28 protein-coding genes are annotated in these 23,857 nt (G+C 49.9%); 2 read left to right on the forward strand and 26 right to left on the reverse strand.

The genetic code is table 11. The features are described 5' to 3' along the window. Positions 1-69: 69 nt before the first annotated feature. The 11 genes from J7E21_RS06045 to J7E21_RS06095 all read right to left on the reverse strand — a co-directional run bounded on the left by J7E21_RS06045 (position 70) and on the right by J7E21_RS06095 (position 7,190). Positions 70-642 (reverse strand): ComE operon protein 2, encoded by a 573-nt coding sequence (locus tag J7E21_RS06045; RefSeq protein WP_215105646.1) that lies wholly within the window; start codon positions 640-642, stop codon positions 70-72. Positions 643-715: 73 nt separating this feature from the next. Continuing rightward, positions 716-1,273, reverse strand: coding sequence for a helix-hairpin-helix domain-containing protein (locus J7E21_RS06050; protein WP_251047795.1), 558 nt, complete (start codon positions 1,271-1,273; stop codon positions 716-718). Between the two features lie 184 nt (positions 1,274-1,457). After that, positions 1,458-2,180, reverse strand: a complete 723-nt coding sequence (locus J7E21_RS06055) for a class I SAM-dependent DNA methyltransferase (RefSeq protein WP_215105648.1) — start codon at positions 2,178-2,180, stop codon at positions 1,458-1,460. Then, positions 2,177-2,515 (reverse strand): ribosome silencing factor, encoded by a 339-nt coding sequence (gene rsfS / locus J7E21_RS06060; protein WP_215105650.1) that lies wholly within the window; start codon positions 2,513-2,515, stop codon positions 2,177-2,179. Before rsfS ends, J7E21_RS06055 begins: the two co-directional genes overlap by 4 nt. Then, the gene (gene yqeK, locus J7E21_RS06065; protein ID WP_215105652.1) at positions 2,515-3,087 is read right to left on the reverse strand and encodes a bis(5'-nucleosyl)-tetraphosphatase (symmetrical) YqeK; all 573 of its coding nucleotides are present in this window, start codon (positions 3,085-3,087) and stop codon (positions 2,515-2,517) included. Before yqeK ends, rsfS begins: the two co-directional genes overlap by 1 nt. Then, positions 3,056-3,649 carry a nicotinate-nucleotide adenylyltransferase gene (locus J7E21_RS06070; RefSeq protein ID WP_215105654.1) on the reverse strand — a complete coding sequence of 198 codons (594 nt, stop codon included), beginning with the start codon at positions 3,647-3,649 and terminating at the stop codon, positions 3,056-3,058. The genes yqeK and J7E21_RS06070 overlap by 32 nt, the downstream gene beginning before the upstream one ends. Continuing rightward, positions 3,646-3,936, reverse strand: coding sequence for a ribosome assembly RNA-binding protein YhbY (yhbY, locus tag J7E21_RS06075; RefSeq protein ID WP_215105656.1), 291 nt, complete (start codon positions 3,934-3,936; stop codon positions 3,646-3,648). The genes J7E21_RS06070 and yhbY overlap by 4 nt, the downstream gene beginning before the upstream one ends. Further along, entirely contained in the window at positions 3,923-4,747 is an 825-nt protein-coding gene (gene aroE / locus J7E21_RS06080) for a shikimate dehydrogenase (protein ID WP_215105658.1), read from the reverse strand. The genes yhbY and aroE overlap by 14 nt, the downstream gene beginning before the upstream one ends. Positions 4,748-4,758: 11 nt before the next feature. Beyond that, the gene (gene yqeH / locus J7E21_RS06085) at positions 4,759-5,862 is read right to left on the reverse strand and encodes a ribosome biogenesis GTPase YqeH (RefSeq protein WP_215105660.1); all 1,104 of its coding nucleotides are present in this window, start codon (positions 5,860-5,862) and stop codon (positions 4,759-4,761) included. Next, a complete protein-coding gene (locus J7E21_RS06090) occupies positions 5,859-6,380 on the reverse strand; it encodes a YqeG family HAD IIIA-type phosphatase (protein WP_215105661.1) in 522 nt (173 codons plus the stop codon). The genes yqeH and J7E21_RS06090 overlap by 4 nt, the downstream gene beginning before the upstream one ends. Before the next feature lie 39 nt (positions 6,381-6,419). After that, positions 6,420-7,190: a phosphatidylserine decarboxylase gene (locus J7E21_RS06095; RefSeq protein WP_215105663.1), complete on the reverse strand. Its 771-nt coding sequence runs from the start codon at positions 7,188-7,190 to the stop codon at positions 6,420-6,422. Between the two features lie 90 nt (positions 7,191-7,280). Here J7E21_RS06095 and pssA point away from each other — a divergent pair, with 90 nt between their 5' ends. Continuing rightward, positions 7,281-7,820, forward strand: coding sequence for a CDP-diacylglycerol--serine O-phosphatidyltransferase (gene pssA, locus J7E21_RS06100; RefSeq protein ID WP_215105665.1), 540 nt, complete (start codon positions 7,281-7,283; stop codon positions 7,818-7,820). A gap of 29 nt (positions 7,821-7,849) precedes the next feature. Here the strand turns inward: pssA and mtnN are convergent, their stop codons facing one another. From mtnN to cymR, 15 genes are all read right to left on the reverse strand, one after another. Continuing rightward, on the reverse strand, positions 7,850-8,554 hold the full coding sequence (gene mtnN / locus J7E21_RS06105; protein ID WP_215105667.1) for a 5'-methylthioadenosine/S-adenosylhomocysteine nucleosidase: 705 nt from the start codon (positions 8,552-8,554) through the stop codon (positions 7,850-7,852). Between the two features lie 48 nt (positions 8,555-8,602). Next, the gene (locus J7E21_RS06110; protein ID WP_215105669.1) at positions 8,603-9,298 is read right to left on the reverse strand and encodes a YrrS family protein; all 696 of its coding nucleotides are present in this window, start codon (positions 9,296-9,298) and stop codon (positions 8,603-8,605) included. A 118-nt stretch (positions 9,299-9,416) separates the two neighbouring features. After that, positions 9,417-9,893 (reverse strand): transcription elongation factor GreA, encoded by a 477-nt coding sequence (gene greA, locus J7E21_RS06115; RefSeq protein WP_215105671.1) that lies wholly within the window; start codon positions 9,891-9,893, stop codon positions 9,417-9,419. A gap of 80 nt (positions 9,894-9,973) precedes the next feature. After that, on the reverse strand, positions 9,974-10,597 hold the full coding sequence (gene udk, locus J7E21_RS06120) for a uridine kinase (protein WP_215105673.1): 624 nt from the start codon (positions 10,595-10,597) through the stop codon (positions 9,974-9,976). Between the two features lie 27 nt (positions 10,598-10,624). Next, a complete protein-coding gene (locus tag J7E21_RS06125) occupies positions 10,625-11,230 on the reverse strand; it encodes an O-methyltransferase (RefSeq protein WP_215105675.1) in 606 nt (201 codons plus the stop codon). A gap of 83 nt (positions 11,231-11,313) precedes the next feature. Continuing rightward, complete coding sequence (mltG, locus tag J7E21_RS06130; protein ID WP_215105677.1) at positions 11,314-12,438, reverse strand: endolytic transglycosylase MltG; 1,125 nt, start codon at positions 12,436-12,438, stop codon at positions 11,314-11,316. 91 nt (positions 12,439-12,529) lie between these two features. After that, the gene (locus J7E21_RS06135) at positions 12,530-12,850 is read right to left on the reverse strand and encodes a DUF1292 domain-containing protein (RefSeq protein WP_215105679.1); all 321 of its coding nucleotides are present in this window, start codon (positions 12,848-12,850) and stop codon (positions 12,530-12,532) included. A gap of 13 nt (positions 12,851-12,863) precedes the next feature. Beyond that, positions 12,864-13,280, reverse strand: coding sequence for a Holliday junction resolvase RuvX (gene ruvX, locus J7E21_RS06140; RefSeq protein WP_215105681.1), 417 nt, complete (start codon positions 13,278-13,280; stop codon positions 12,864-12,866). Positions 13,281-13,282: 2 nt separating this feature from the next. Continuing rightward, the gene (locus J7E21_RS06145; RefSeq protein WP_215105683.1) at positions 13,283-13,549 is read right to left on the reverse strand and encodes an IreB family regulatory phosphoprotein; all 267 of its coding nucleotides are present in this window, start codon (positions 13,547-13,549) and stop codon (positions 13,283-13,285) included. An 89-nt stretch (positions 13,550-13,638) separates the two neighbouring features. Next, positions 13,639-16,266: an alanine--tRNA ligase gene (alaS, locus tag J7E21_RS06150; protein ID WP_215105685.1), complete on the reverse strand. Its 2,628-nt coding sequence runs from the start codon at positions 16,264-16,266 to the stop codon at positions 13,639-13,641. Between the two features lie 292 nt (positions 16,267-16,558). Continuing rightward, positions 16,559-18,994 (reverse strand): SF1B family DNA helicase RecD2, encoded by a 2,436-nt coding sequence (gene recD2 / locus J7E21_RS06155; RefSeq protein WP_215105687.1) that lies wholly within the window; start codon positions 18,992-18,994, stop codon positions 16,559-16,561. A gap of 23 nt (positions 18,995-19,017) precedes the next feature. After that, complete coding sequence (locus J7E21_RS06160) at positions 19,018-19,677, reverse strand: tetratricopeptide repeat protein (RefSeq protein WP_215105689.1); 660 nt, start codon at positions 19,675-19,677, stop codon at positions 19,018-19,020. Between the two features lie 14 nt (positions 19,678-19,691). Beyond that, the gene (gene mnmA, locus J7E21_RS06165; RefSeq protein WP_215105691.1) at positions 19,692-20,810 is read right to left on the reverse strand and encodes a tRNA 2-thiouridine(34) synthase MnmA; all 1,119 of its coding nucleotides are present in this window, start codon (positions 20,808-20,810) and stop codon (positions 19,692-19,694) included. A gap of 16 nt (positions 20,811-20,826) precedes the next feature. Next, the gene (locus tag J7E21_RS06170; RefSeq protein ID WP_215105693.1) at positions 20,827-21,960 is read right to left on the reverse strand and encodes a cysteine desulfurase family protein; all 1,134 of its coding nucleotides are present in this window, start codon (positions 21,958-21,960) and stop codon (positions 20,827-20,829) included. A gap of 14 nt (positions 21,961-21,974) precedes the next feature. Further along, the gene (cymR, locus tag J7E21_RS06175; RefSeq protein WP_215105695.1) at positions 21,975-22,391 is read right to left on the reverse strand and encodes a cysteine metabolism transcriptional regulator CymR; all 417 of its coding nucleotides are present in this window, start codon (positions 22,389-22,391) and stop codon (positions 21,975-21,977) included. A gap of 134 nt (positions 22,392-22,525) precedes the next feature. Here cymR and J7E21_RS06180 point away from each other — a divergent pair, with 134 nt between their 5' ends. Continuing rightward, positions 22,526-23,812 carry a replication-associated recombination protein A gene (locus tag J7E21_RS06180; RefSeq protein WP_215105697.1) on the forward strand — a complete coding sequence of 429 codons (1,287 nt, stop codon included), beginning with the start codon at positions 22,526-22,528 and terminating at the stop codon, positions 23,810-23,812. Positions 23,813-23,857: the final 45 nt, after the last annotated feature.

A 23,857-nucleotide genomic window follows, 5' to 3' on the forward strand; every position in this document is an offset into this window, starting at 1 on the left:
TAGCTGAGTCATGTGCTGCATATGTGGCGATTGCAAGCGCAATTGCCGTATAGAAAAATAATGGCTCCGTTAAACGAGAAGTTCTCCGAATAATTCCTTCACCCGTTCTTTGTAATAGGACAATTCTTCTTCACTCGCCCCCTTGGCGCCAAGCTTCTCGATCAATTCCATGTAGAGCGCTGTTTTTTCGACGCTTAAAAAATCAATCATGCGTTCATCGAATACCACTTGAATCACTTCGACATTCGCTTGTTCAAGCAGCTCGATCGCGTATTCATGATTTTTATAATCCGCCGCGTAATAAAGGCGGGAAATGCCGGCTTGAATGATCGATTTCGTGCATTGGAGGCACGGGAAATGGCTGACATACATATCAGCGCCGTTGACACTGACGCCGTATTTGGCGCATTGAAGCAGCGCATTCATTTCTGCATGGATGGTCCGCACGCAATGATTGTCGACTACATAACAGCCTTTGTCGATGCAATGGTCGCCTCCGGAAATCGAGCCGTTATAGCCTCCTGCCATGATGCGCCGATCGCGGACGATTGTCGCGCCTACTGCCAGTCGTGTACATGTACTGCGCAGCGCCAAGAGGTGGCTTTGAGCCATAAAAAATTGATCCCACGTTATTCGCTTCATCTGATTGCCTCCTGCTGTTTTGTTAAATCAAGTTTAGCAGAGGCAGTTGTTTCGTCAAGTACCAGCGGCCGCTTTAGCGGACACGGATCAGGTCTTTCAATTGTTCAAAACTTTTGTCGCCGATGCCGGTGACGTCCGTAAGTTGCTCAATACTCCGGAAAGGCCCGTTGTCGGTTCGGTGGGCAATAATCGCCGCCGCTTTTGCAGGCCCGATCCCCGGCAGTTCGGTCAATTCCGCTTCTGTTGCAGTATTCAAATCGACCAGTGGCTGTGCGTCGCCGCCTGAAGCCGTAGTCGGTACCGGAGCTGTTTCTTCTCCGGCCTTCGGCACATAAACAGAAGATTCGTCGAGCACAATGACCGCCAGATTAATCGATCGGCTGTCGGCGTCCGGCAAGAACCCGCCGGCGGCTTCGATGGCATCAGCCACGCGAGCGCCTAACGGTAATTCATACAAGCCGGCGCTTTTTACGGCCCCTTTCACATCGATCATCACGGTCGTGGCGATGGGCGTTTCTTCGACTGGGTTTTGTGGCGGCTGTTCGTCCAGTTGGGACTGTGCAGAAGCCAAGTCATTGAGGCTTGTCGGTTGTGGAGGTTCACGCAGGAGGAAAAAATACAGGAGAGCCAAAACAACGGCTGCCGGCATAACATACCGGGCGTATTTGGCAAATTGCGGAGAAAGATTCAGTGGGCATCCCTCATTTCCGCAGAAAGCAATCAACTGAAGCTATCTGAATTATATAATAACAAGGGAAGGAATGTCCATTATTCCTATAGAAAAAAACCGCCAGCATATGCCGGCGGTTTTCGTATTATTTTACTGCATGGAAAAAGATCCGTTCACTTTCGGCGTCGGGAGCGTCACGAGTGAAATCAGCCGTAACCGATCCGACCTTGAAGCCAGCTTGCTGCAGCCAATTTCGATACGTGTCAATTGAAAATGTCCGTTGTTCATGGGTTTCTTCAAAGCGCTCGAACATCCAGCCTTCGCGCACGAAAAACGTCAAATCGTGGATTACGCTGTGAGGCGCCGATCCTCGCTCTGTGTGCCAAATATACGCCATGTCTTCGCCGTCGTAGACAAAGGGGCTTTGCATAAAAATTTCATCGACTTTGAAAACCGAATGGACATCAAAGAAAAGATGGCCACCCGGTTTCAGTGCAGCGTACACTTGCTCGAAAGTTTTCACGACTTGCTCTTCCTGCGCCAAATAATTCAGCGAATCGATGGCAATCGTCACGGCATCGAAATCCTCGAGACCTTCCAAGTTGTCCATTGACAATTGCAGCACCGGGACATTCAGACCGGCCTCTTTGAAGCGCCGCTGCGCGACCGTCAGCATATCCGCCGATAAATCGCTCGCTGTCACGGAATAGCCGAGTTCTGCCATTAATTCCGACAGCACGCCTGTACCGCATGCGAGGTCGAGTACGCTGCCTGAACGCATCGATTGCGCAATCCAGTCCACGTATTGCTCATACGGAATATCTTCCATCAAGTCATCGTATACTGCTGCAAATCGTCCGTAATTCATGCTTCCAGTTCAGGTGCGTCACGCCAGAGCCGCTCAAGGTTGTAATACGAGCGCTCATCGCGGTGGAATACATGCGCGACAACATCTCCCAAATCTACCAAGATCCAGCGTGCTGCATCAAAACCTTCCGCGCTCTTCACGTTATAGCCGGCTTCTCCTGCTTTATCCATCATTTCGCGGGCAATCGCCTGCACTTGGCGGTCTGAGTTTGCGCTGCAGATAAGGAAGTAATCCGCTAACATCGAGATTCCCTCCATATTCAGTACGACGATGTCTTCTGCTTTTTTATCTTCTGCGGCTTGGTAAGCCAGTTGTAACAACGTATCTTTAGCCATTATTTCACGTTCCCTCTCTGTTGCTCAAAATGCTCAAGGCATCTCAAGGAATCCGGATATACCGGTTGATTTTTGGATTCTAAAAACTCGATCGATTGCCGGATCGCCGCTTCCATCAACGCGTCGAGACCTTGCGTCTTGCACTCACGCAGCTCATCGACTCCTGGGAAATTGCGGTTCGGTTCGATCATATCTGCAATGTAGATGATTTTTTCCAACGCGGACATCCCTGCCCTCCCTGTCGTATGGTAGCGGATTGCATTGAGGATTTCCTCATCATCAACGCCGAACTCATACGATGCGATATACGCACCTACAGGGGCATGCCACAGCTCATGATGGTATTCGAGCAATTGCGGGTCCATCCCTTTAGTTTCGATGATCCGGCGCATCCAGTCGCGGTCTGCATATTTCGCCACATCATGGAGAATCGCCGCAATGCGGGCTTGCTCTTCCGGGATGCCGTAATGGCGCGCCAATGACACAGCGGTACCCATGACACCTAAAACGTGGATATAGCGTTTTTCGGGCATGCGTTCTTTAACTTTTTGGAGCATCAGGCTCGGGTCCATACAATCGCTCCTTCCGGATGAAAGCTTCCACTTGATCAGGCACGAAAAAAGTCAATGGCCGGCCGGCCGCAACTCGATTGCGCAACATCGTCGAAGATAAATGCATCTCTGGAGAATCAATCATCATGACCGGATAATGGGTATCCGGCTGATAGCCCGGGCGGCCGATGCCGACGAATTGCACGAGTTGCACAAGATCGTCTATGCGGTGCCAGGTGTGGAGGCTTTCAATCATATCGCCGCCGATGATGAAATAAAATTCACAATCGGGTTCTCGCTCAGTCAGTTTGGCCATCGTATCGTACGTGTACGATACGCCGCCGTTTGAGACTTCGGAATCTTCCAGCTGGAACTGGGAATGGCCATCGAGCGCCAAACTGGTCATCATCACCCGCTTTTCGGTATCGATGCCGCTCGCCTCTTTATGCGGGGCGACGGCATTCGGCATAAAGCGCACTTGCTCCAAACCGAGTGCGTGATAAGCTTCGTTCGCCATAATCAAATGACCGAAATGCGGGGGATTGAACGTCCCGCCGAGGATTCCGATTTTTCTTTTTTTCACGGAAGCTCAATCCGTTTATTGTTTACAGACGTCTTGTAGAGAACGACAGTATGGCCGATCAATTGAACGAGCTCCGCTTTTGTGCCTTTTGCCAAGTTTTGTGCCACTTCATGTTTGCCGTCTTCATTGTTTTGCAGAATGCTGATTTTTACAAGTTCGCGTTTTTCCAGCGCTTCCCCGATTTGCACGAGCATCGCTTCGCTGACGCCGCCTTTTCCGACTTGAAAAATCGGGTCAAGATGATGCGCTTCGCTTTTTAGAAAACTTTTTTGTTTAGCTGTTAACATAATTTCCTCCTAGTTTATCTGTAATCAATTGAATCATTTCTTCTGTGTCCGGACGGATGCCCGTCCATTTTTCAAACGCAATGGCGCCTTGGTTGACGAACATGCCGACGCCGTTCAATGCCAGGCAGTCCTTTGCTTTCGCTTCTTTAAGAAAAGGCGTTTCCAGCGGATTGTAAATAATGTCCGCGACGACCGCCCCGCTTCCTAGATGCGTCAAAGACAGCGGCAAAGCTTCTTCGGTCAGCCCGACAGAAGTGGTCTGGATGATTGTGCTGAAATCGCTCAGCTGCGCTTCAGCATCCGCAAGCACCAACGCTTTGCTGCCGGTTTCTTCGGCCAGCTCCTGCGCCCTGCGGAACGTCCGGTTCGTGATGGAAATATCGGTGAACCCTGCACGTTCAAGTGCAAAAGCGATGCCGCGGGCGGCGCCGCCTGCCCCGATTATAAGCAAGGCGTTCCCTTTGGCGACGGGGTAGCTCAAAAGCGAACGGACAAACCCGTCACCGTCCGTGTTAAAACCCTTAAAGCGCCTGTCTTTTGCGACCACTGTATTGACCGCATTCATGTGCTGAGCCGTTTCATCCAATTGATCCAACAACGGAATCACCGCCTGCTTATGTGGCAAGGTGATGTTAAAACCGCTGATGCCCAGCAGTTTCATGGAACTGATGGCTTGCTCCAACTGGGCCGGTTCGACATGGAACGGTATATAGGATGCGTCAATATCGTGCTTTTGGAACCAATGATCGTGCATAAACGGTGATAGCGAATGGGAAATCGGATCCCCGATGACCGCATACCATTTCTTCATTTGAAAACCTCCTAAATGAGCGATGGTCGGACGATTACTTCTACTCCCTTTGGTGCATGGGCGGCAATGGTGACATTATCATGCTGTACGGTAATCCAGCCAAGCCCCGAGAAAACCACATCTGTCTTGCCTTCCTTGATGCGGAATTCATGGCGCACCAGTCCAGGGAAATCTTCTTTATGTTCAGCAGATGGCGGGGCAAGCATGCCTCCAAGATGCTGTTCATAAAGTTCATCCGCATTATCCAATTTGGTTCTATGGATATTCAGTGAATTCGCGGCATGGACCGTGAACGATGAGCGGCTACCGCTGATAAAGTCAAAACGCGCCAAGCCGCCTATAAACAAGGTTTGTTCAGGATTCAACTGGAACACACGCGGCTTGATTTCATTTTTCGGCATGATCGATTTCAAATCTTCCGTATGCAAATGATGTGCCAGCTGATGATGGTTGATAATGCCCGGCGTGTCGTATAAAGAGCACTCATCATCGAGCGGGATGGCGATCATATCGAGCGTCGTTCCCGGGAAATGGGACGTCGTGATGACATCGCCTTCTCCTGTCGCCTGCTTGATGACGCGGTTGATGAATGTCGATTTCCCGACGTTCGTACAGCCGACAACATAGACGTCGCCGCCTTCACGGTATTGTTCGATCGCATCCATCGCTTCTTTGACGCCTGTCCCTTTATGGGCGGAAACCGTCAAAATGTCGATCGGATTCAAGCCCAATTTGCGCGACTCTTGCTTCATCCAATTGATGAGTTTTTTTTCTTTGACGGATTTCGGCAACAGATCCGCTTTGTTTGCGATGAGCAAAATCGGGTTATTGCCGACAAACCGGTGCAATCCGGGAAGCCAGCTGCCGTTGAAGTCGAAAATATCGACGATTTTGACGATCAAGCCTTTGCGTTCGCCAAGGCCGTTCAAAATACGTAGAAAATCATCGTCCGTCAACGAAACGGGCTGCAATTCGTTATAGTTTTTCAGCCGGAAACAGCGCTGGCAAATAATTTCTTCTTTATCGAGCGAAGACGGCGGCGCGTAGCCGATATCGTCTTTCCGTTCTGTTTGGATCTGTACACCGCAACCGATGCAATATGGCATTTCTGTCAATTTTTTTCCTCCCACATCAATTGTCCTTTGTCTTTCAGCTTTTTCATAATACGGCGCTCCACCATTCTGTTGAAACGGGTAAAGAAGCCGTCCGACTGGGCGACTGGCAACACTAGAATGGTATGCAATTTATTGCGGTTTCCGCCGAAAATATCCGTCAGCATCTGATCGCCGATGACGACGACCTGCTCGCGCTGCACACTCATGATTTTCAATGCTTTCCTGAATGCCTTGCCCATCGGTTTTCTCGCTTGGTGGATAAACGGAATACCGAGCGGATCGGAAAATGACTTGACCCGCATTTCATTATTATTGGAGACGATGACGACTTGGATGCCGGCATCTTTCATGGACTTGAGCCATTCGACAAGACGTGGAGTCGCATCCGGACGGTCCCACTCGACCAAGGTGTTGTCCAAATCGGTAATAATGCCAAGAATCCCTTTCTCTTTTAGTGATTCGGGCGTAATATCAAAAACTTCTTTCACATACTGCCTTGGGATAAAATTTCGATACACTCATAACAACTCCTGTTTTTGCGGACTTAAGTCCATTGATTATAACATATATGCGAGCGGTTCTCCCACCTTGATGTGGGCGCCGTCTTTGATTTCGGGAGCGAATTCGACAGCACCCTGTTCAAAAAACAAAGCTACGGTCGAACCGAAGCTGAAATAACCGACTTCCGCCCCTTTTCTCCAAGAATCGCCCAGTTCGGTCAACTCGATTGAGTTCACATACATCGCCCCTACTTTCACGACCAGCACACGCCCCAGCACCGTATCCAGTTCCGTGATGAGACGGCGGTTTCCGCTGATCGGCGATTTGCCGTAGGTCAATCCGAGCCGGTTGACCGGATATGATTTATCTCCGAGCATATACTGCTTCAGCACTTTTCCATCAGCCGGGCTGTGGATGCGGTGATAATCTGCCGGCGATAAATACAAGATGGCGTACTGGCCATGGCTATATGGCTCTGCAGCCTGTTCGGAGCCGAGCAATCCGGCCAATGAATAGCTGATGCCTTTCACTTGGAAACGGCTGGCTGTTTCGATAGGACCAGTAACTTCGATTCGGCCGTCTACCGGAGACACGACATCAGCTTCGGCAATAGGACGGGCTTTCTGTGCCAATTGCCGGGTAAAGAAATCATGCAAGCTCCTGTATTTTACCGATTGCGGCAGGTCTTGTAGTTCTATTTGATAGGTCTTAATATAATTTGTGACGAAATGGCGACTAATGGAAGATCTGGTGAAACGTTTTAGTACTGCGGAACTAACCTTACCATTGCTTAATTCTATCATCGATTGGTATAAACGTTTTTTCATAAATGTACCTCCATCGTTGAAATAGTCTACCATTTTTAGACGATTCGCAGTATAATTGTCGAAAGCACATCGAAAAAAGGAGCGCTTCTATTGTTATTGATTGAAAAAATGGATCACACGATCAAACGGCTGAAAAGCCAAGCTGCAAATACATTGACGATCGGCAATATGGTTTTCGGCGGTGCCTCATTGATGGCCACTTTATCCGGAAACTATAGTTATAGCGTACTGTTCATTTTTATTGCCGCTTTTTTGGATCGCTTTGATGGCATGGTTGCAAGGAAATACAATCAAGAGTCCGACCTGGGCCAGCAGCTCGATTCGATGGGAGATATCATCTCCTTCGGCGTCGCACCTGCTTTGCTCATCTATCAATTAGCATTGCAGGACTTCGGAATGGCCGGCATGATTTTTACAGTCATCTACATTTCTTGCGGGGCTTTCCGCCTGGCCCGCTTTAATATTTCAGAGTCAAACGGATACTTTACTGGACTTCCGATTACAGCAGCCGGAACCGTGCTGACTTTATCTTATTTCGGCTTTGATTACTGGTCGCCTGCAGTTTATATGTTCATATTGCTGATTGCAGCATTGCTGATGATCAGCACATTCACTTTAAGGAAAGTATAAAAGCTGAGGGCTTCGCGCCCTCAGCTTTTTTATATGCGTTGCAGCATTTTTTCGATGACGCGCAACACGATTTCAGTCGAATGCTTTGCCGCAACCGGCAGGAATTCATCGAACGAAACAGATGATTCTTTTCCGGCAATATCCGAAAGCGCACGGATGACGACAAACGCCGTGTCATACTGATAGCACACTTGCGCGACCGCAGCCGCTTCCATTTCCGCAGCTTTCATGTCAGGAAACAGCCGCTTCACGTGTGCCACCCGGTGCGGATCGCTCATGAACGAATCACCTGTCGCAATCAAGCCTACTGCGTGCTGGTGCTCGCCGATTTCGTCGACTGCCTGGACAGCAAGTTCAATCAATTCCTTATTAGCTTTGTATGCTGAAGGCATTTGAGGAACTTGCCCGATTTCATAGCCAAAAACCGTGGCATCCACATCGTGGTGGCGCACTTCATCGGAAATGACGACAGCGCCTACTTCCAACTCTGCATCAAAACCACCTGCGGAGCCGATATTCAATACGATGTCAGGATTGAATTCTTGCATCAGGATAGTGGTTGCCATAGCCGCATTGACTTTCCCGATGCCGCTCTTCAGCAAAATAAGTTCCTGGCCTTTATATGTACCTGTCGTGAATTCGCTGTTGGCGATTTCTTTAACAGAAGGATTCGCTAGCTGCTTGCGCAACAGTTCCACTTCTTCTTCCATTGCTCCGATAACACCGATTTTCATTCTGTCCACCCCTTGCGTCCATATTAATGCCGGAAAAACGGCGCCCTATTAGTAGGCGCCGTCCAGCGTTTTGAGTACATCCATTCTCTCGGGCTTCCACCCTTCACCGTCTGCCCACGCCAAGAACACGCGGTATTTTTCGGATCGGTCTCTAGACTGGACTGTTGCAATCGATTTTTGCGGGCCGCCACCATTTTGGACCATCATGACGTACATATCATTTTGGGGCAATCCGGTAGCATATGCAACCGCCTCGATTTTCTCTTTCCAATCTACGGAATCCTTCTGGTAAGAGGAAACATGGTCACCGCTTTGGCTTGTGCCGACTGGCTCCCAGCTTGTGTTGACGATCGTCTCGCTGACGATCGGATCGTTAGAGTCTTCACGCGTGATTGTACCGCCTTTGGTCTCTTCCTCTTCTTCTTTCTCTTTGTCCTCTTCTTCTTTCGCTGCATCTTTTTCAGGCTGTGCATCTTCTTCTGCCTGCTCTTCTTCAAGATCATTTTCTTCTGCGGTTACTGTTGCATCTTCCTTGTCGCTCGTTTGGTTTTCAGTTTCCGGCGCTACTTCTACAGACTCCGGATCTGCTGAATCATCGTCGCCTCCGAATAACAGAGTCGCTCCGATGATAATCACCAAAGTAAACACTAGGGCGATCATTATATTCAGAATCGAATTTGAACGATTGTTATTGTTCTTCTTCTTATTCAAACGAGAGGGATAAGATTGTTCTTTGTTGGCCATGCAATGCCCCCTTTGACAATAGTTTATCATAATTTTCCCATGACAAATTTGACATTTCCACTAAAGTTTTGTGTCAATCGCGAAAAAACAGCCACTCCCCTGGGAATGGCTGGGTGCATCAGTTGATCGACACAATCTTGACTTCCATTTCCCCGCCTGGCGTCAATACTTTCACACGTTCTCCAACCGTATGGCCAAGCATGCTTTTGGCGATCGGCGAGTCATTTGAAATGCGCCCTTCTAATGGATCTGCTTCTGCGGAACCCACAATCGTGTAAGCTTCTTCTTCGCCGTCTGGAACTTCTACAAACGTGACTGTTTTCCCAAGACGGACGACATCGTTGCCTGCTTCCGTTTCATCTATACTTACCGCATTGCGGATCATCGATTCTAATGTAGAGATGCGCCCTTCAACAAACGCTTGATCTTCTTTAGCGGAATCATATTCAGAGTTCTCTGAAAGGTCTCCAAAGCTTCTTGCCACTTTGATGCGTTCCACCACTTCTTTGCGTTTAACCGTTTTCAAATAATCCAGTTCGTCTTCCAACTTCTGCTTTCCGGCAGCTGTCATCGGAAATTGTTTATCGTTTACCATATTCTTCCCACTCCTTCAACTGCTGACTAGGAATGCGTAGCACCCGTCAGTCTCGTATCATTCTATTATAAATTTCCAATCTATTCAAGAATTGTTTTAATTTTTGTAACCATTAGATCAATTGCGACTTCATTTTGGCCGCCTTCTGGTATGATGACATCCGCATAGCGTTTGGTCGGCTCGATAAATTGGTTGTGCATCGGGCGCACGACCGTCAAATACTGTTCGATGACCGAATCGATCGTCCGGCCCCGCTCATTGATATCGCGCATCAAGCGGCGGATGATCCGCAGGTCTCCATCGGTGTCGACAAACAATTTAATGTCCATCAATTCCCGCAGGCGCTCGTCTTCGAGCACGAGAATCCCTTCCAGGATGATGACATCTTTCGGGTCAATCAGGATACTTTCTTCTGAACGCGTATGCAGCGCGTAATTATAAACCGGTTTTTGGATTGCCCGCCGCTCTAGCAATTCGTTCACATGGTTGATCAGTAAATCGGTATCGAATGCCAGCGGATGATCGTAGTTCGTTTCAAGCCGCTCTTCAAATTCGAGATGGCTTTGGTCTTTGTAATAATAATCCTGTTCGATGACTACAACAGAATGTTCTTTGAATACTTCATAGATGGAATTTGTGACACTCGTTTTTCCTGAACCTGAACCACCAGCAATTCCGATGACGACCGGCCTGTTTTTGGACATATCAACTAACTCCTTGGATTTCGATTTTCATTTTTTTGTGCATACGAGAAGACCGTCCCCGACAGCCAGCAATTCACAATGGAACCTTGGGTGTTCAACCATCTTCTCCCGGAATGACCGGATATTGCGGATCATCGTGCGCTTGCGTTTCGGCACTTGTTTGATCGGCAGTTCCGTCATGCCATGCATCGACATATTATCGCAGTAAATCATGCCGTTGTCACTCAGTAGCCGTTCGTATTTCTCGAAAAACCGTTCGTATTGCCCCTTCGCCGCGTCAATAAAGATCGCGTCGTACGGCGCATCCAGTTCGGCGCGCTCCACTTCCAGCGCATCCGCGCATATCGCGCGGACACGGCTTTCCAACGAGGACTCGCCGATATACTCCAGCGCTTTTTCATAACGGCCCAAATCGCGCTCAATCGTGTCGATATGTGCGTCAGGCAAAGCCTCGGCGATGCGCAGTGCCGAATAGCCGATCGCCGTACCAAGCTCGAGCAGCTTTTTTGGCTCTTGCCGCTGCAACAATTCGATCAATTCGTCGATGCCCTGCTCTTCCATAATCGGCACATGATGTTCCGCAGCATACGAACGCATCTTGGTGAATAACGCATACGATGATTGGTTACCCATGCTCCTGCCTCTTTTCTTTGCTGATACTTGCCCCTATTTAACAGAAAAGAAGAAGGGAAGCGGATGCTCCCTTCCTTCTTTGATCAATTTCCGATATGTTCGTCCCTGTATTGAAGATGCTGTTCATAAGTCGTTGAAAAATAATTTTTTCCTTCTGAATCTGCCAAGAAGAACAGGTATTCTGTTTCATTCGGATCAAGTACTGCTTCAATTGATGAAGCACCGGAAGCAGCGATTGGGCCTGGTGGCAAGCCTTGGTTTGTATAGGTGCTGTAAGGGTCTTCGAATTCATAATCAGAGTTGAACAAACGGTCTTTGTGCTCACCCATTGCATAAATGACTGTAGGGTCCGTTTGCAGCGGCATGTCAACATCCAAGCGGTTGTAGAAGACACTTGCAATGGTCTGGCGGTCGGACATCGAAGTTGCTTCCTCTTCCAGCAATGAAGCGAACGTCAAGAGCCAATGAGCAGTTTTTTCCTGCTCCTGCAACACACTTTGATATGGCTCGATGTTTGCTTTCGTTGCATCCAGCATTTGTTCAATGAGCAATCCGAGGGAAGGATCTTCCTCATAAATCGGGTATGTGGCCGGGAACAAGTAGCCTTCAAGTGCAAATTTGACGTTTTCTCCTTTGATTTCCTCTGTCAGCAAATCCGGGTATTTGACCATCAATTCATCAATATAGGCTTCATCCTGAACTTGTGCCATAAATTCATCTGCCGTGTAATCGGTATTCGGCTCAATGACGCGCTCGGCAATTTCCTGCAAAGTCAGCCCTTCCGGCACATTGATTGTAGATAACGGTTCGTGGTAAACTTTACCAGTTTTTAAACTTTCCGTAATCTCATCCAAAGTCATCGCTTGCGTTAATCCGTAGTTACCTGCCTGGAATTCCGATTCATTTTTGAACTTGACGTAATACTTATAGATTCTGGCATCTTTAATGACGCCGTTTTCTTCAAGCAATGCGGCAATGCTATCCAAGTTAGAACCGATCGGCACTTCGACATCAATGACTTCTTCGGAATCCGGATTTACTGGCTCCAGTGCTTCGGCGACAAAGCTATAAGCCTGCCAGCCGGCTACTGCGACAATCAACAGCAGCAAGAGCGCCACAATCAAGACAATTCGGCGGACGACTCTTACTTCCTTTTTCTTTTCCTTCATCCTGTCGAACATGACATCTTTTTTCGACTGTTTTTCCACGGGTGTTCCCCCTCAGCTATTCATCTCTCCCAAACAAAAGACGATTCAAACGAAAGGGACGGAATCAAGGTTCAATTCCGTCCCCCTTATATTAAAGCTTTTCGTCTTCGTCTTCTTCGTCTTCTTCTTGCTCAAGGAAAGTGTTGAGCATTTCTTCGATCATGTCCCATTCTTCTTCTGTTTCTACTGGGCGAAGTTCGCCGCCGGAAACCGTTTCTTCAGAATCAGGGTTTTCAGTGAAAGAAGATGCGTGGATTTCGATCTCGCCTTCTTCGTCTTCATCTGCTCCAACCGGGAAATACAAGACGTATGATTTTCCGAAATCTTCGGACTCGAATGTGAACAGCACTTCGAATAATTGCTCATTGCCGTGCTCGTCCACTACTGTAATTTGTTCTTGACCATGTTCCATTCGTGTCACCTCATCATTTTTTTGAATCAAGATAGCCTTGCAAAATCATCATTGCCGCCATCTTGTCGATCACTTTTTTGCGGTTTTTCCGGCTAACATCGGCAGAAATCAGCATTTTCTCTGCTGCCATCGTCGTCAGCCTTTCATCCCAGAGTACTACCGGTATATCATATCCTTCTTTTAGCAATGCTGCAAACTTTTCGGAAGCTTCCGCCCGGGGCCCGATGGAGTTGTTCATGTTCTTCGGATACCCTACGACCACTTCCGTTACTTTGTATTCCTTGATCAATTCGCCAAGACGCTCGAGCCCGAACTTTCCGTTCTCTTCGTCGATCTTGACGGTTTCGATACCTTGAGCTGTCCAGCCAAGCGCATCACTGATCGCTACTCCAATTGTCTTGGAGCCTAAATCTAATCCCATTGTACGCATAGTTATTCTCCGTTATTCTTTTTGATATAAAACTTGACCAATTCTTCAAGTATTTCATCCCGCTCCAGTTTGCGGATCATATTGCGGGCTTCCTGATGGCGAGGGATATAAGCCGGATCACCTGATAGTAGATACCCGACGATTTGGTTGATCGGGTTATAGCCTTTTTCCTCTAGAGCAGCATGGACTTGCAGCATAACCTGCTTCACGTCCTGCTCCATCGATTCATCGGATGAATCGAATTTCATCGTGCGATCAAATGAGCTCACGACAAGCACCTCGCTTTCGGAATGTTTGGTTTGGCAATTCGTTCATCTTGCTGAATCCCATTATAACTGAAAGCGCAGATTTGTTAAACCTATTTGACTAAAGTATAGACGGATTCAAGCGCTGCATCCAATTGCTCCGGATTTTTAGCACCCGCCATCGCCATGTCCGGACGACCTCCGCCTTTGCCTCCGCATTGTTCAGCGACATGTTTGACGATATTGCCGGCATGATATTCTTTCCCTGCAATATTTTTCGTCACGCCCGCTGCCAGCATCACTTTATCGCCGTCGCTTGCTCCGAGAACGATGACCGCCTGCTCGAATTTCGCCTTAAGGTCGTCGACCATCTGGCGTAATTGGTTGTTGTCTTTTGCCTGGACTTTTGCCGATAGCACGGTAACTGCACCGACTTGTTTCGCCGATTCCAGCAATTCGCCCGATTGTGCGTTGGAGACTTTTTGCAGGAGCGATTCATTTTCGCGCTGCAACGCTTTGATTTCGGTTTGCGCCGCTTCGACTTTTTGGACGAGGTCGCGTGGATTTGCTTTTAGTGCTGCGGCCGCTTGGTCGAGCGTCTCTTCGCTTTGCTTCAAGCTTTCGTATGCGCCTTTTCCGGTCAACGCTTCTATGCGCCGTACGCCTGCCCCGATGCCGCCTTCTGAGACGATTTTAAAGACTCCGATTTCCGATGTGTTCGCCACATGGACTCCGCCGCACAATTCCAGCGAATAATCGTTGATGGCGACGACACGGACAACATCCCCGTATTTTTCTCCGAACAATGCCATGGCACCCATCTCTTTAGCTTCCTGGAGATTATGGTAGCCGGACTCGACTTCGATGCCTTCCCATACTTTTTCGTTGACCGCCTGTTCGATTTGCGCAAGCTCTTGTTTTGTCACTTGTCCGAAATGGGAGAAGTCAAAACGCAGGCGGTCCGGACCGACGTATGACCCTGCCTGGTTAACGTGCATGCCGAGAACATCTTTCAATGCCTGATGAAGAAGGTGGGTCGCGGTATGATTTTTTACCGTATGGCGGCGCTCCGAAGCATCCACTTGCGCTTTGACGGATGTTTTCGTCAATTCACCGGACTCGATCACTACATTGTGGAGGTTTTGGCCGTTCGGCGCTTTTTTTACATCGAGGACAGCTACGCTGACCAAGTCATTCGTCAGCATCCCTTTATCTGCAATCTGTCCGCCGCTTTCTGCGTAGAATGGCGTACGGTCCATAATCAGCTGCACTTCTTCGCCTTCTTGTGCACTGTCCACCAGTTCGCCGCCTTTGACGATAGCGACGATTTCTGCAGCCGCAACGGCGGTATGTGAATAGCCGATGAACTCACTTTCTTCTTTGATGTTGCCGAGCACTTCCGATTGCGTCTGCATCGAGTTGACGCTTTGGCGCGCGCTTCTCGCCCGTTCGCGCTGTTCGTTCATCGCCTTCTCAAATCCGGAGTGGTCGACCGTCAAACCTTCGTCTTCTGCGTATTCTTCTGTCAATTCGACAGGGAATCCGTACGTATCGTATAAGCGGAATACATCTTCGCCTGGAATTTCAGTTAAACCAGCCTGTTTTTGCTTGTTTGCTACATTGGACAAAATCTCAAGGCCATCATGCAATGTTTCCAGGAAGCGCTCTTCTTCAAGCTTCATGACGCGGACGATAAAGTCTTCTTTGCCTTTCACTTCCGGGTAGAAGCTGTGCATGATTTCGCCAACAACCGGGACGAGCTGATACATGAACGGCTTTTCGATGCCGAGCTTCTTCGAATAACGCACAGCACGGCGCAGCAAACGGCGCAGGACATATCCACGGCCTTCGTTTGACGGCAAAGCGCCGTCACCGATCGCGAATGCAACAGTGCGGACGTGGTCGGCGATGACTTTGAATGCCATGTCCTGCTCCTGGCTTTCGCCGTATTTTTTACCGGAAATATAGGCGGTTTTTTGGATGATCGGCACAAATAAGTCCGTATCGTAATTGGTCGGTACGTCCTGTACAACAGATGCCATCCGCTCGAGGCCCATGCCGGTATCGATGTTTTGCTTCGGCAGCGGCGTGTACGTATGGTCCGCGTTATGGTTGAACTGGGAGAACACCAAGTTCCAGATTTCGAGGTAGCGTTCGTTTTCGCCGCCTGGATACAATTCCGGATCCTCAGGGTCGTTGCCGTAGCTTTCGCCGCGGTCGTAGAAGATTTCCGAGTTCGGTCCGCTCGGGCCTTCTCCGATATCCCAGAAATTCCCTTCCAGACGGATGATGCGCTCAGCCGGCACGCCGACTTCGTTGAGCCAAATTGCGTACGCTTCTTCATCTTCAGGATGGATGGTGACCGATAATTTGTCAGCGTCAAAGCCGATCCATTTGTCGTCAGTCAAAAATTCCCACGCCCAATGGATCGCTTCTTTTTTGAAGTATTCGCCGATCGAGAAGTTCCCGAGCATTTCGAAGAACGTGTGATGGCGCGCCGTTTTTCCGACATTTTCGATATCGTTTGTGCGGATCGATTTCTGCACGTTGACGATGCGTGGATTTTCCGGGATGACGCGTCCGTCGAAATATTTCTTCAAAGTCGCTACACCACTGTTGATCCACAATAGCGATGGGTCTTCAAACGGCACAAGCGGCGCGCTCGGTTCCACATCGTGGTCTTTATCTTTAAAAAAGTCGAGATACATTTGTCTGATTTCTTCAGCTTTCAAATTCTTCATCAAAATTCCTCCTTCTGCATAATAAAAAGCCTTCATCCCCCTATAAAAAGGGACGAAGGCTCGATTCGCGGTACCACCCTGGTTACACAGGCAGAAGCCTGTGTCTCTCAAGCGCCTTAACGCGGCGAAACGGCAGTGATTAGCTGCACTCGGGAGTAGCTTTCGAAAGATGCGGCAGAAGGCCCTTTCAGCCGGGGAGCCTTTTTCTAAACGACCGGAATCTTTGTACTGTCTCCGTCTAGGTGTTGTGTATCTGTTATAGATTGAATTATAGAAAACCACGCAGGGCTTGTCAAGCTCCCTCGTGATCCGCAAAGTCGCGCGGTGTGACGCCATCCATGCCGATCATCGGATGGATGCGGTGGACATTTTGCTGCGTCAGGCTTTTCGGCCCCAGTGGTTCCTGTGCGGCCGGCTGTTGTGGCGCCACTACCAATTCTTCTTCCACGCTTTGTGTGGAGGCGACTTTCAGGCGGTCCGCCAGTGTCGTCAGGCGGCTCGCATCATCGGTTCGTTCCACGCCGTAGCGGAAGACGCCCGGGTCTCCGCATAAAATGAGAAAGTCGCGGCTTCTTGTAATGCCGGTATACAACAGATTGCGCCGCAGCATTTTCATATAGCCGCGGACGACCGGCATGATGACCGTCGGAAACTCCGAGCCTTGCGCTTTGTGGATCGAGCAGCAATATGCCAGCGTCAGCTGGTTCAAATCGCTGCGCTGATACGACACTTCGATACCGTCGAACGACGCGACGAGCAGGTCCTGTTTTTCAACCGTTTCTTTCGCTTTCATGATAGCGACGATTTCACCCATGTCGCCATTGAAGACATTGCTTTCCGGCTGGTTGACGAGCTGCAGCACTTTGTCGCCGATACGGTAGGTGATGTCACCGAACGCTAGCTCTTTGCGCGTGCCGTCGTCGTTCGGGTTGACCATTTGCTGGATCATTTTATTGAGCGCATCGATGCCGGCCGGCCCTTTGTACATCGGCGCGAGCACTTGGATGTCCTTGATCGTATGGCCTTTTGCGAGCGCGCTTTTGACCACTTTTTCGACGACCATCGGAATCTGTTCCGCTCCTGCACGGATGAACGAACGGTCGGCGGTTTTCTCCTCGATATTGTCCGGCAGTTTCCCAGCTTTCATCTGGTGCGCCAGTTCGATGATTGATGAGCCAGAACTTTGGCGGTAGATTTCCGTCAGCTCGACGGTCGGAATGCGCCCGGAGTTAAGCATATCGCGCAGCACCTGTCCCGGGCCGACCGGCGGCAATTGGTCCTGGTCCCCGACGAAAATCAACTGGGCATCACTCGGCACCGCTTTTAACAATTGGTGGGCGAGCCAGGTGTCGACCATCGACATTTCATCGATGATGATCAATTTGCCGTCGATTTCCTTTTCAGTTTGTTCTTCCCGTTCCTGGCCATTAAAGCCGAGCAATCGGTGAATGGTCATCGCCGGAAGTTCCGTCGATTCGCTGAGGCGCTTCGCGGCACGTCCTGTCGGAGCAGCCAGAATGATCGGGAATGCTTCTTTTTTCTTGGCGTAATCTTTCGGGTCCAGCGACAAACCGTGGAGTTCTGCATACACTTCCACTAAGCCCCGGACGACCGTCGTCTTGCCGGTTCCGGGTCCGCCCGTCAGGATCATGACCGCGGAGTTAAGGCTTTTCTCGATGGCGTCGATTTGCGTCTCGGCATAGCTCACACCTAGCCGCTCTTCCGCTTCACCAAGCGCTTTACGGATTTCTGATGATGGGAAGCCGGCGCGCGTTTCCTGTTCGGCCAGCAGCGTCTCGAGTTTCGTCGCGATGCCGACTTCCGAATAATACAGCGACGGCAAATAAAGACGGGTTTCTTCGCCCGCCACTTTGCCGTCATCGTTCAATTCAACTGCCGCTTTCGAAATCGCCTCGACCGGAATGTCTTCGCGTTGGCTCGCTTCCAGCATTTGCTTGACGAGCGGAATCAAATTCTTGGCATCGACAAACACATGCCCTTCCGATAGCGACGCCTGGTTCAAAACGTGGATGATCGCCGCTTTGATACGGTCCGGATGGCTGCCGGTCAAACCGAGCTTGGATCCGACTTCGTCAGCACGGTGGAATCCGATGCCATCGATTTCTTCTATTAGGCGGAACGGATTTTTCGTCAGCACATCAATCGTTTCTTCGCGGTACGCCTGATAAATGCGCATCCCGATCTGCGGGCCGAATCCCCAGTCGTTCAATTGAATCATGACGCGCTCAAGCCCAAGGTTCATCTGCAAGGCCGAACGGATTGTGTCTTTCTTATCGTCCGACAGGCGCGGCACATCGTCGAGCGCTGCCGGGTCTTCGAGAATCTTTTTAATGGCATTGGTCCCGAGCTTTTTGACAATCGTCTCGGCGGTTTTCCGGCCGATGCCGTTAAACAAATCGCTCGATAAATAATGGACGACGCCTTGTTCGGTTTCCGGCACTTCTTTCTTGAACGTCTCCGCCTGGAACTGCACGCCGTATTTCGGATGGTTTTTAACGCTGCCGGTAAAGCGGTATTGCTCTTCTATCGACAGTTTCGGAAAATACCCGGAAACGATGATTTCTTTTTCTGCATAAGAGGAATTGGTTTGCTGGATTTTCAATTTTATGATGGAGAAAAGGTTTTGGGGGTTGTGAAAAATCGAGACGACCGGATGCCCCAGTACAAATTCACTTTCTTTTTGGAATAAATCAATCTGTCCGGACATAGGGCCGTCTCCTCTCTTCTTCTTTATTTCAATCGTTCGTTGATCATATCGTAGGCATAGCGCGCCATTTCGTTGTTTTCATCCAATTTATACGCGCGTTGCAAATGGTACATAGCGTCTTCTGTGCGGTCGCTCGATACGGCATATAAAACTCCTAAATTGTAATGGACGTCCGAATTATCAACATCCAGCTCCAAGGCGCAGACGAACTGCTGCTCAGCCATTTCGAATAATTCCAATGAAGCGAGTGCAATGCCATAGCTCAGCCGCGACAAGACGTCTTTCCCGTCCAGCTCGACTGCCCGCTGTAAATACGGCAAAGCCAATTTCGGCTGGTCGATGCGCTCGAAGCATTTGCCGATCATATAATGGGCATCTGACCCTTCAATGCCGTTTTGGACCGCTTGTTCGTACAATTTCAGCGCTTCCTCGTAGCGTTCTGCATTGAAATATAGATTCGCCAAACCGTAAAAAGCGGTCGCCGACTGTTCATCGAGCGTCAACGCTTTTTGGAAAAAGCGTTCCGCACGATCTGTTTCGCTCATCGATGTCAGTACATGCCCGAAATTGATATAGCCGAGCGCATCTTCTGGGTGTTGTTCGATCGCCTGCGTGAACGCCTGTATGGCATCTTCTGCACGGCCTTCCTGCAACGCTTTAATGCCGATTTCATTATAGTTCATCGCTGATTCCTCCGTCATCCTACATATTCCAAGCGTTCGCCGTTTTTGAATACACGGTCGATCGTACCGCCGCCGAGGCATTCGTCGCCGTCATAAAAGACGACCGCTTGCCCTGGTGTGATTGCCCGCACCGGCTCATCAAATGTGACAACCGCTTCGCCACCTTTCATGTCGACTGTAACGCCGATGTCTTGCTGGCGGTAGCGGAATTTCGCCGTGCACTGGAACGTTTCTGCAGGCGCATCGCCGGTCGTAAAGCTCAAGTTGACCGCGGTCAGGCTGTCGGAAAACAACGCATCGTGGTGGATGTTCTGGCCGACATACAGCACATTTTTTTCCAAGTCTTTGCCGATGACGAACCATGGATCACCTGCGCCGCCAATGCCGAGACCTTGGCGCTGGCCGATTGTGTAATACATAAGCCCGTCATGCTGGCCTTTTTTGATGCCATCAAGCGTTTCCATCGAACCGGGTTGAGCCGGAAGATATTGGCTTAAAAATTCCTTGAAATTGCGCTCGCCGATAAAGCAGATTCCTGTCGAATCTTTCTTTGTCGCCGTGGCAAGTCCGGCTTCTAGTGCGATTTCACGCACTTTTTTCTTCTCGATTGCACCGAGCGGGAACATGACTTTCGACAATTGCTCCTGGTTGAGCTGGTTCAAGAAGTAAGTTTGGTCTTTGTTATTGTCGACACCGCGCAGCATATGCGTGACGCCGTCTGCATCCGTTTCAGCACGCGCATAATGGCCCGTCGCGAGATAATCCGCGCCGAGGCTTAAGGCGTGTTCGAGGAATGCCTTGAATTTGATTTCCTTATTGCACATAACGTCCGGGTTCGGCGTGCGGCCGGCTTTATATTCTTCGAGGAAATACGTGAACACTTTGTCCCAGTATTGCTTTTCGAAATTGACCGCGTAATACGGGATGCCGATCTGGTTGCAGACGCGGATAACGTCCTCATAATCTTCGGTTGCCGTACAGACGCCGTTTTCGTCAGTGTCGTCCCAGTTTTTCATGAAAATGCCGATGACGTCATAGCCTTGTTGTTTCAATAAATGTGCGGCCACCGAAGAATCCACTCCTCCGGACATGCCGACAACTATGCGAGTATCTTGTGGTGCTTTTGTGTCCATAAATTATTCACCTTTTCTATTTTTGCGCAAGGCGCTTGGTAATTTGAACCGTTTTGTCGGCTGCTTGTGTAATGTCCGTAGCTGTCAGTCCGATCCCGAAGCTGAAACGGATCGAATTGCGCAGTTCCGGCGCATCAATTCCGTACATCGCCACCAGGACGTGCGACGGATCAATCGAACCGGCTGTGCAGGCGGATCCGCTTGAGGCGGAAACTCCGGACAAATCCAAGTTGACGAGGAATGATTCGATATCGATTCCCGGTATGCTGACATTGAATATATGCGGCAATTGGTCTGTGCCATTTTCTTTGAAATCGATTGCGTGCTGCTCGAATGCGGAACGGAACAGCTCTTTATATTCCGTGAACGACTGGCGTTTATCTTCCATCGTTTCCTGTGCGATCTGCACCGCGGTTGCGAACGCCTGGATGGCTGGCACATTCTCAGTGCCGGCACGGCGTTTGCGCTCTTGCTCACCGCCGAACACGAGCGGCTTCAGCGGTGTGTTTTTGCGCTGGTATAAAAACCCGATGCCTTTCGGTCCGTTCACTTTATGGGCGGAAACCGATAATAGGTCGACGTTCAATCGATCGACATCGATCGGTAATAAGCCATACGCCTGCACCGCATCGGTATGGAACGTGACACCTGTTCCTTTGAGGAGCTCTCCGATTTCTGCGATTGGCTGGATCGAACCGATTTCATTATTGGCGAGCATGACCGTCACGAGAATGGTGTCAACGCGGAGTGCTTGTTTGACGTCTTCCGGATGGACGCGTCCCGTTTCATCGACCGGTAAATACGTCACTTGATAGCCTGCTTTCTCCAGTTCTTCGCATGCATGAAGAACTGCGTGATGCTCGGCTTGAGTCGTGATGATATGGCGGCCTTCTTTGGCGTTAGCTGTGCCGAAGATCGCCAAATTGTCGGCTTCGGTTCCGCCGGATGTGAAAATGATTTCGGGATCATCGGCGTGTATACTGTTTGCGAGTACACGCCGTGATTCATCGAGCACACGGCGTGCGTTGCGCCCGGTTTGGTGGATGCTTGACGGGTTGCCGAAATGCGCACCTAAAGCTTCAGCAAAAACTTTTGCCGCTTGCGGATGCATCGGCGAAGTCGCTGCATGGTCCAAATAAATTTGTTTCATTTTTGATTAACTCCTTATATATAGAACATATAATTCTCGGTTTCGTCATCTTCTGTTTGGGCAAGGTCTTCAATCGATGTCGTATCGAGTACATTTTTCACCGCATCGCGAATCCGTCCCCACAACTCACGCTGGGGCTGCTTTTCGTCTTCGATCCCTTCGACCGGCTGGATCGGCCCTTCGAGTACACGGATAACATCTCCCGCAGAAATCTCTTTCGGATGGCGCGTCAGCATATAGCCGCCGTATGCGCCGCGCACACTTTTCACAAGCCCGGAATTGCGCAGCGGTGCCACCAATTGCTCCAAATATGCTTCCGATAAATCATTGTCCGCCGCAATCTTGCGCAACGGCACAGGTCCTGCTCCGTATTGCTTTCCTAGTGCGATCATAATCGTTAAGCCGTAGCGGCCTTTTGTTGATATTTTCATATAACTACTCCCCTAAACCTAATCGTCAATTCTTCAAATAAGTATAGCATATCTCACCGACCATAGGCTTTCAATGACTTCCGGGCCGCAATTCGCTATACTGATGAAATGAATAGACGGAAGGAGCTTTCCTCGTGCAAAATGAACCTCTTGCTTTCCGTATGCGTCCGCGGACGATCGACGAAGTTGTCGGCCAAAAAGACGCCATCGGATCCTCTACCGCACTTTATAAAATGATCAAAAGCGGCCACGTGCCGTCCATGCTGCTTTACGGCGATCCCGGCATCGGCAAGACGTCGATCGCCCACGCCATTGCCGGCACGTCCGATTTGCCGTTCATCGCACTCAATGCGACGACGTCCGGCAAAAAAGATGTCGAAGGGGTTGTCGCGGAAGCGCGCATGACCGGTAAAGTGCTGCTGTTTTTAGATGAGATCCACCGCTTTAATAAATTGCAGCAGGACGCACTTTTGCCGCACGTCGAATCCGGCGCGATCGTATTGATCGGCGCGACGACGGAAAATCCATTCCATGACGTCAACCCGGCAATCCGTTCACGCTGCGGCGAAATCAAACAGCTGAAGCGGCTGACGCAAGAAGACATCGTGGAACTGTTGAACAACGCCTTGTCGGACGACAAACGCGGACTCGGCCGCGAAAAAATCCGCATCTCCGAAGAACAGATTACACGCATCGCAGAAGGTACGAACGGAGATGCGCGTAAAGCTTTAACGATGCTCGAGTCGATTGTCATCGCGTCCGACGAGGAAGACGACACATATATCGTCGATGATGGCATCATCGAACAGATGATCAAGCGCGTCGGTGTGTTCGGCGATAAAAAAGGCTCGCATTTTTTCAATCTGTTGTCGGCCTTGCAGAAATCCGTGCGCGGCAGCGACGTCAACGCCGCCATGTACTATTTGGCTCATTTGCTGGAGAACGGCGATTTGACAGCGGTGACGAGACGCCTACTCGTGATGGCCTATGAAGATATCGGCCTCGCCAACCCGGCAGTCGGCGGTCATGTGCTGGCCGCGTGCCAGGCCGCGGACCGGCTCGGCCTTCCGGAAGCACGCATCCCGCTCGCCCAGGCGGTCGCGGAAATGTGCTTGTCAGAGAAATCCAATTCCGCATACCGGGCGATCGATGCCGCTGCTGCCGCCATCAATAAAGGCCAAGTCGGCGAAATTCCGCCTCATTTGCGCGATACGCATTACGCAGGCAGCGCTGAACTAGGCCACGGCGGATACAAATACCCGCACGACACGCCGATCGGTTCATTCGGCGGCTGGACTGACCAGGATTACTTGCCGAAAGAACTGAAAAAGGCGGAATTCTACAAGCCGGTCGTTGCCGGAGAAGAAAAGAAATTTGCCGGAATCTACGAAAAGCTTAAAGGATTCCGTAAGCAGAAATAAAACAATATGCTTCAGGCAAGAATTGAACAATGAAAAACGGACAGA

This window comes from Planococcus sp. ISL-109 (genome assembly GCF_018613655.1).
Lineage (GTDB): Bacteria > Bacillota > Bacilli > Bacillales_A > Planococcaceae > Planococcus.

What these genes read in the sequence shown, in the direction of transcription:
- J7E21_RS06045 (WP_215105646.1), bottom strand. Translation starts at nt 642, where the DNA reads ATGAAGCGAATAACGTGGGATCAATTTTTTATGGCTCAAAGCCACCTC.
- J7E21_RS06055 (WP_215105648.1), bottom strand. Translation starts at nt 2,180, where the DNA reads ATGAATTACGGACGATTTGCAGCAGTATACGATGACTTGATGGAAGAT.
- rsfS (WP_215105650.1), bottom strand. Translation starts at nt 2,515, where the DNA reads ATGGCTAAAGATACGTTGTTACAACTGGCTTACCAAGCCGCAGAAGAT.
- yqeK (WP_215105652.1), bottom strand. Translation starts at nt 3,087, where the DNA reads ATGGACCCGAGCCTGATGCTCCAAAAAGTTAAAGAACGCATGCCCGAA.
- yhbY (WP_215105656.1), bottom strand. Translation starts at nt 3,936, where the DNA reads ATGTTAACAGCTAAACAAAAAAGTTTTCTAAAAAGCGAAGCGCATCAT.
- aroE (WP_215105658.1), bottom strand. Translation starts at nt 4,747, where the DNA reads ATGAAGAAATGGTATGCGGTCATCGGGGATCCGATTTCCCATTCGCTA.
- J7E21_RS06095 (WP_215105663.1), bottom strand. Translation starts at nt 7,190, where the DNA reads ATGAAAAAACGTTTATACCAATCGATGATAGAATTAAGCAATGGTAAG.
- mtnN (WP_215105667.1), bottom strand. Translation starts at nt 8,554, where the DNA reads ATGAAAATCGGTGTTATCGGAGCAATGGAAGAAGAAGTGGAACTGTTG.
- J7E21_RS06110 (WP_215105669.1), bottom strand. Translation starts at nt 9,298, where the DNA reads ATGGCCAACAAAGAACAATCTTATCCCTCTCGTTTGAATAAGAAGAAG.
- greA (WP_215105671.1), bottom strand. Translation starts at nt 9,893, where the DNA reads ATGGTAAACGATAAACAATTTCCGATGACAGCTGCCGGAAAGCAGAAG.
- udk (WP_215105673.1), bottom strand. Translation starts at nt 10,597, where the DNA reads ATGTCCAAAAACAGGCCGGTCGTCATCGGAATTGCTGGTGGTTCAGGT.
- J7E21_RS06125 (WP_215105675.1), bottom strand. Translation starts at nt 11,230, where the DNA reads ATGGGTAACCAATCATCGTATGCGTTATTCACCAAGATGCGTTCGTAT.
- J7E21_RS06135 (WP_215105679.1), bottom strand. Translation starts at nt 12,850, where the DNA reads ATGGAACATGGTCAAGAACAAATTACAGTAGTGGACGAGCACGGCAAT.
- ruvX (WP_215105681.1), bottom strand. Translation starts at nt 13,280, where the DNA reads ATGCGTACAATGGGATTAGATTTAGGCTCCAAGACAATTGGAGTAGCG.
- alaS (WP_215105685.1), bottom strand. Translation starts at nt 16,266, where the DNA reads ATGAAGAATTTGAAAGCTGAAGAAATCAGACAAATGTATCTCGACTTT.
- recD2 (WP_215105687.1), bottom strand. Translation starts at nt 18,994, where the DNA reads ATGTCCGGACAGATTGATTTATTCCAAAAAGAAAGTGAATTTGTACTG.
- J7E21_RS06160 (WP_215105689.1), bottom strand. Translation starts at nt 19,677, where the DNA reads ATGAACTATAATGAAATCGGCATTAAAGCGTTGCAGGAAGGCCGTGCA.
- mnmA (WP_215105691.1), bottom strand. Translation starts at nt 20,810, where the DNA reads ATGGACACAAAAGCACCACAAGATACTCGCATAGTTGTCGGCATGTCC.
- J7E21_RS06170 (WP_215105693.1), bottom strand. Translation starts at nt 21,960, where the DNA reads ATGAAACAAATTTATTTGGACCATGCAGCGACTTCGCCGATGCATCCG.
- cymR (WP_215105695.1), bottom strand. Translation starts at nt 22,391, where the DNA reads ATGAAAATATCAACAAAAGGCCGCTACGGCTTAACGATTATGATCGCA.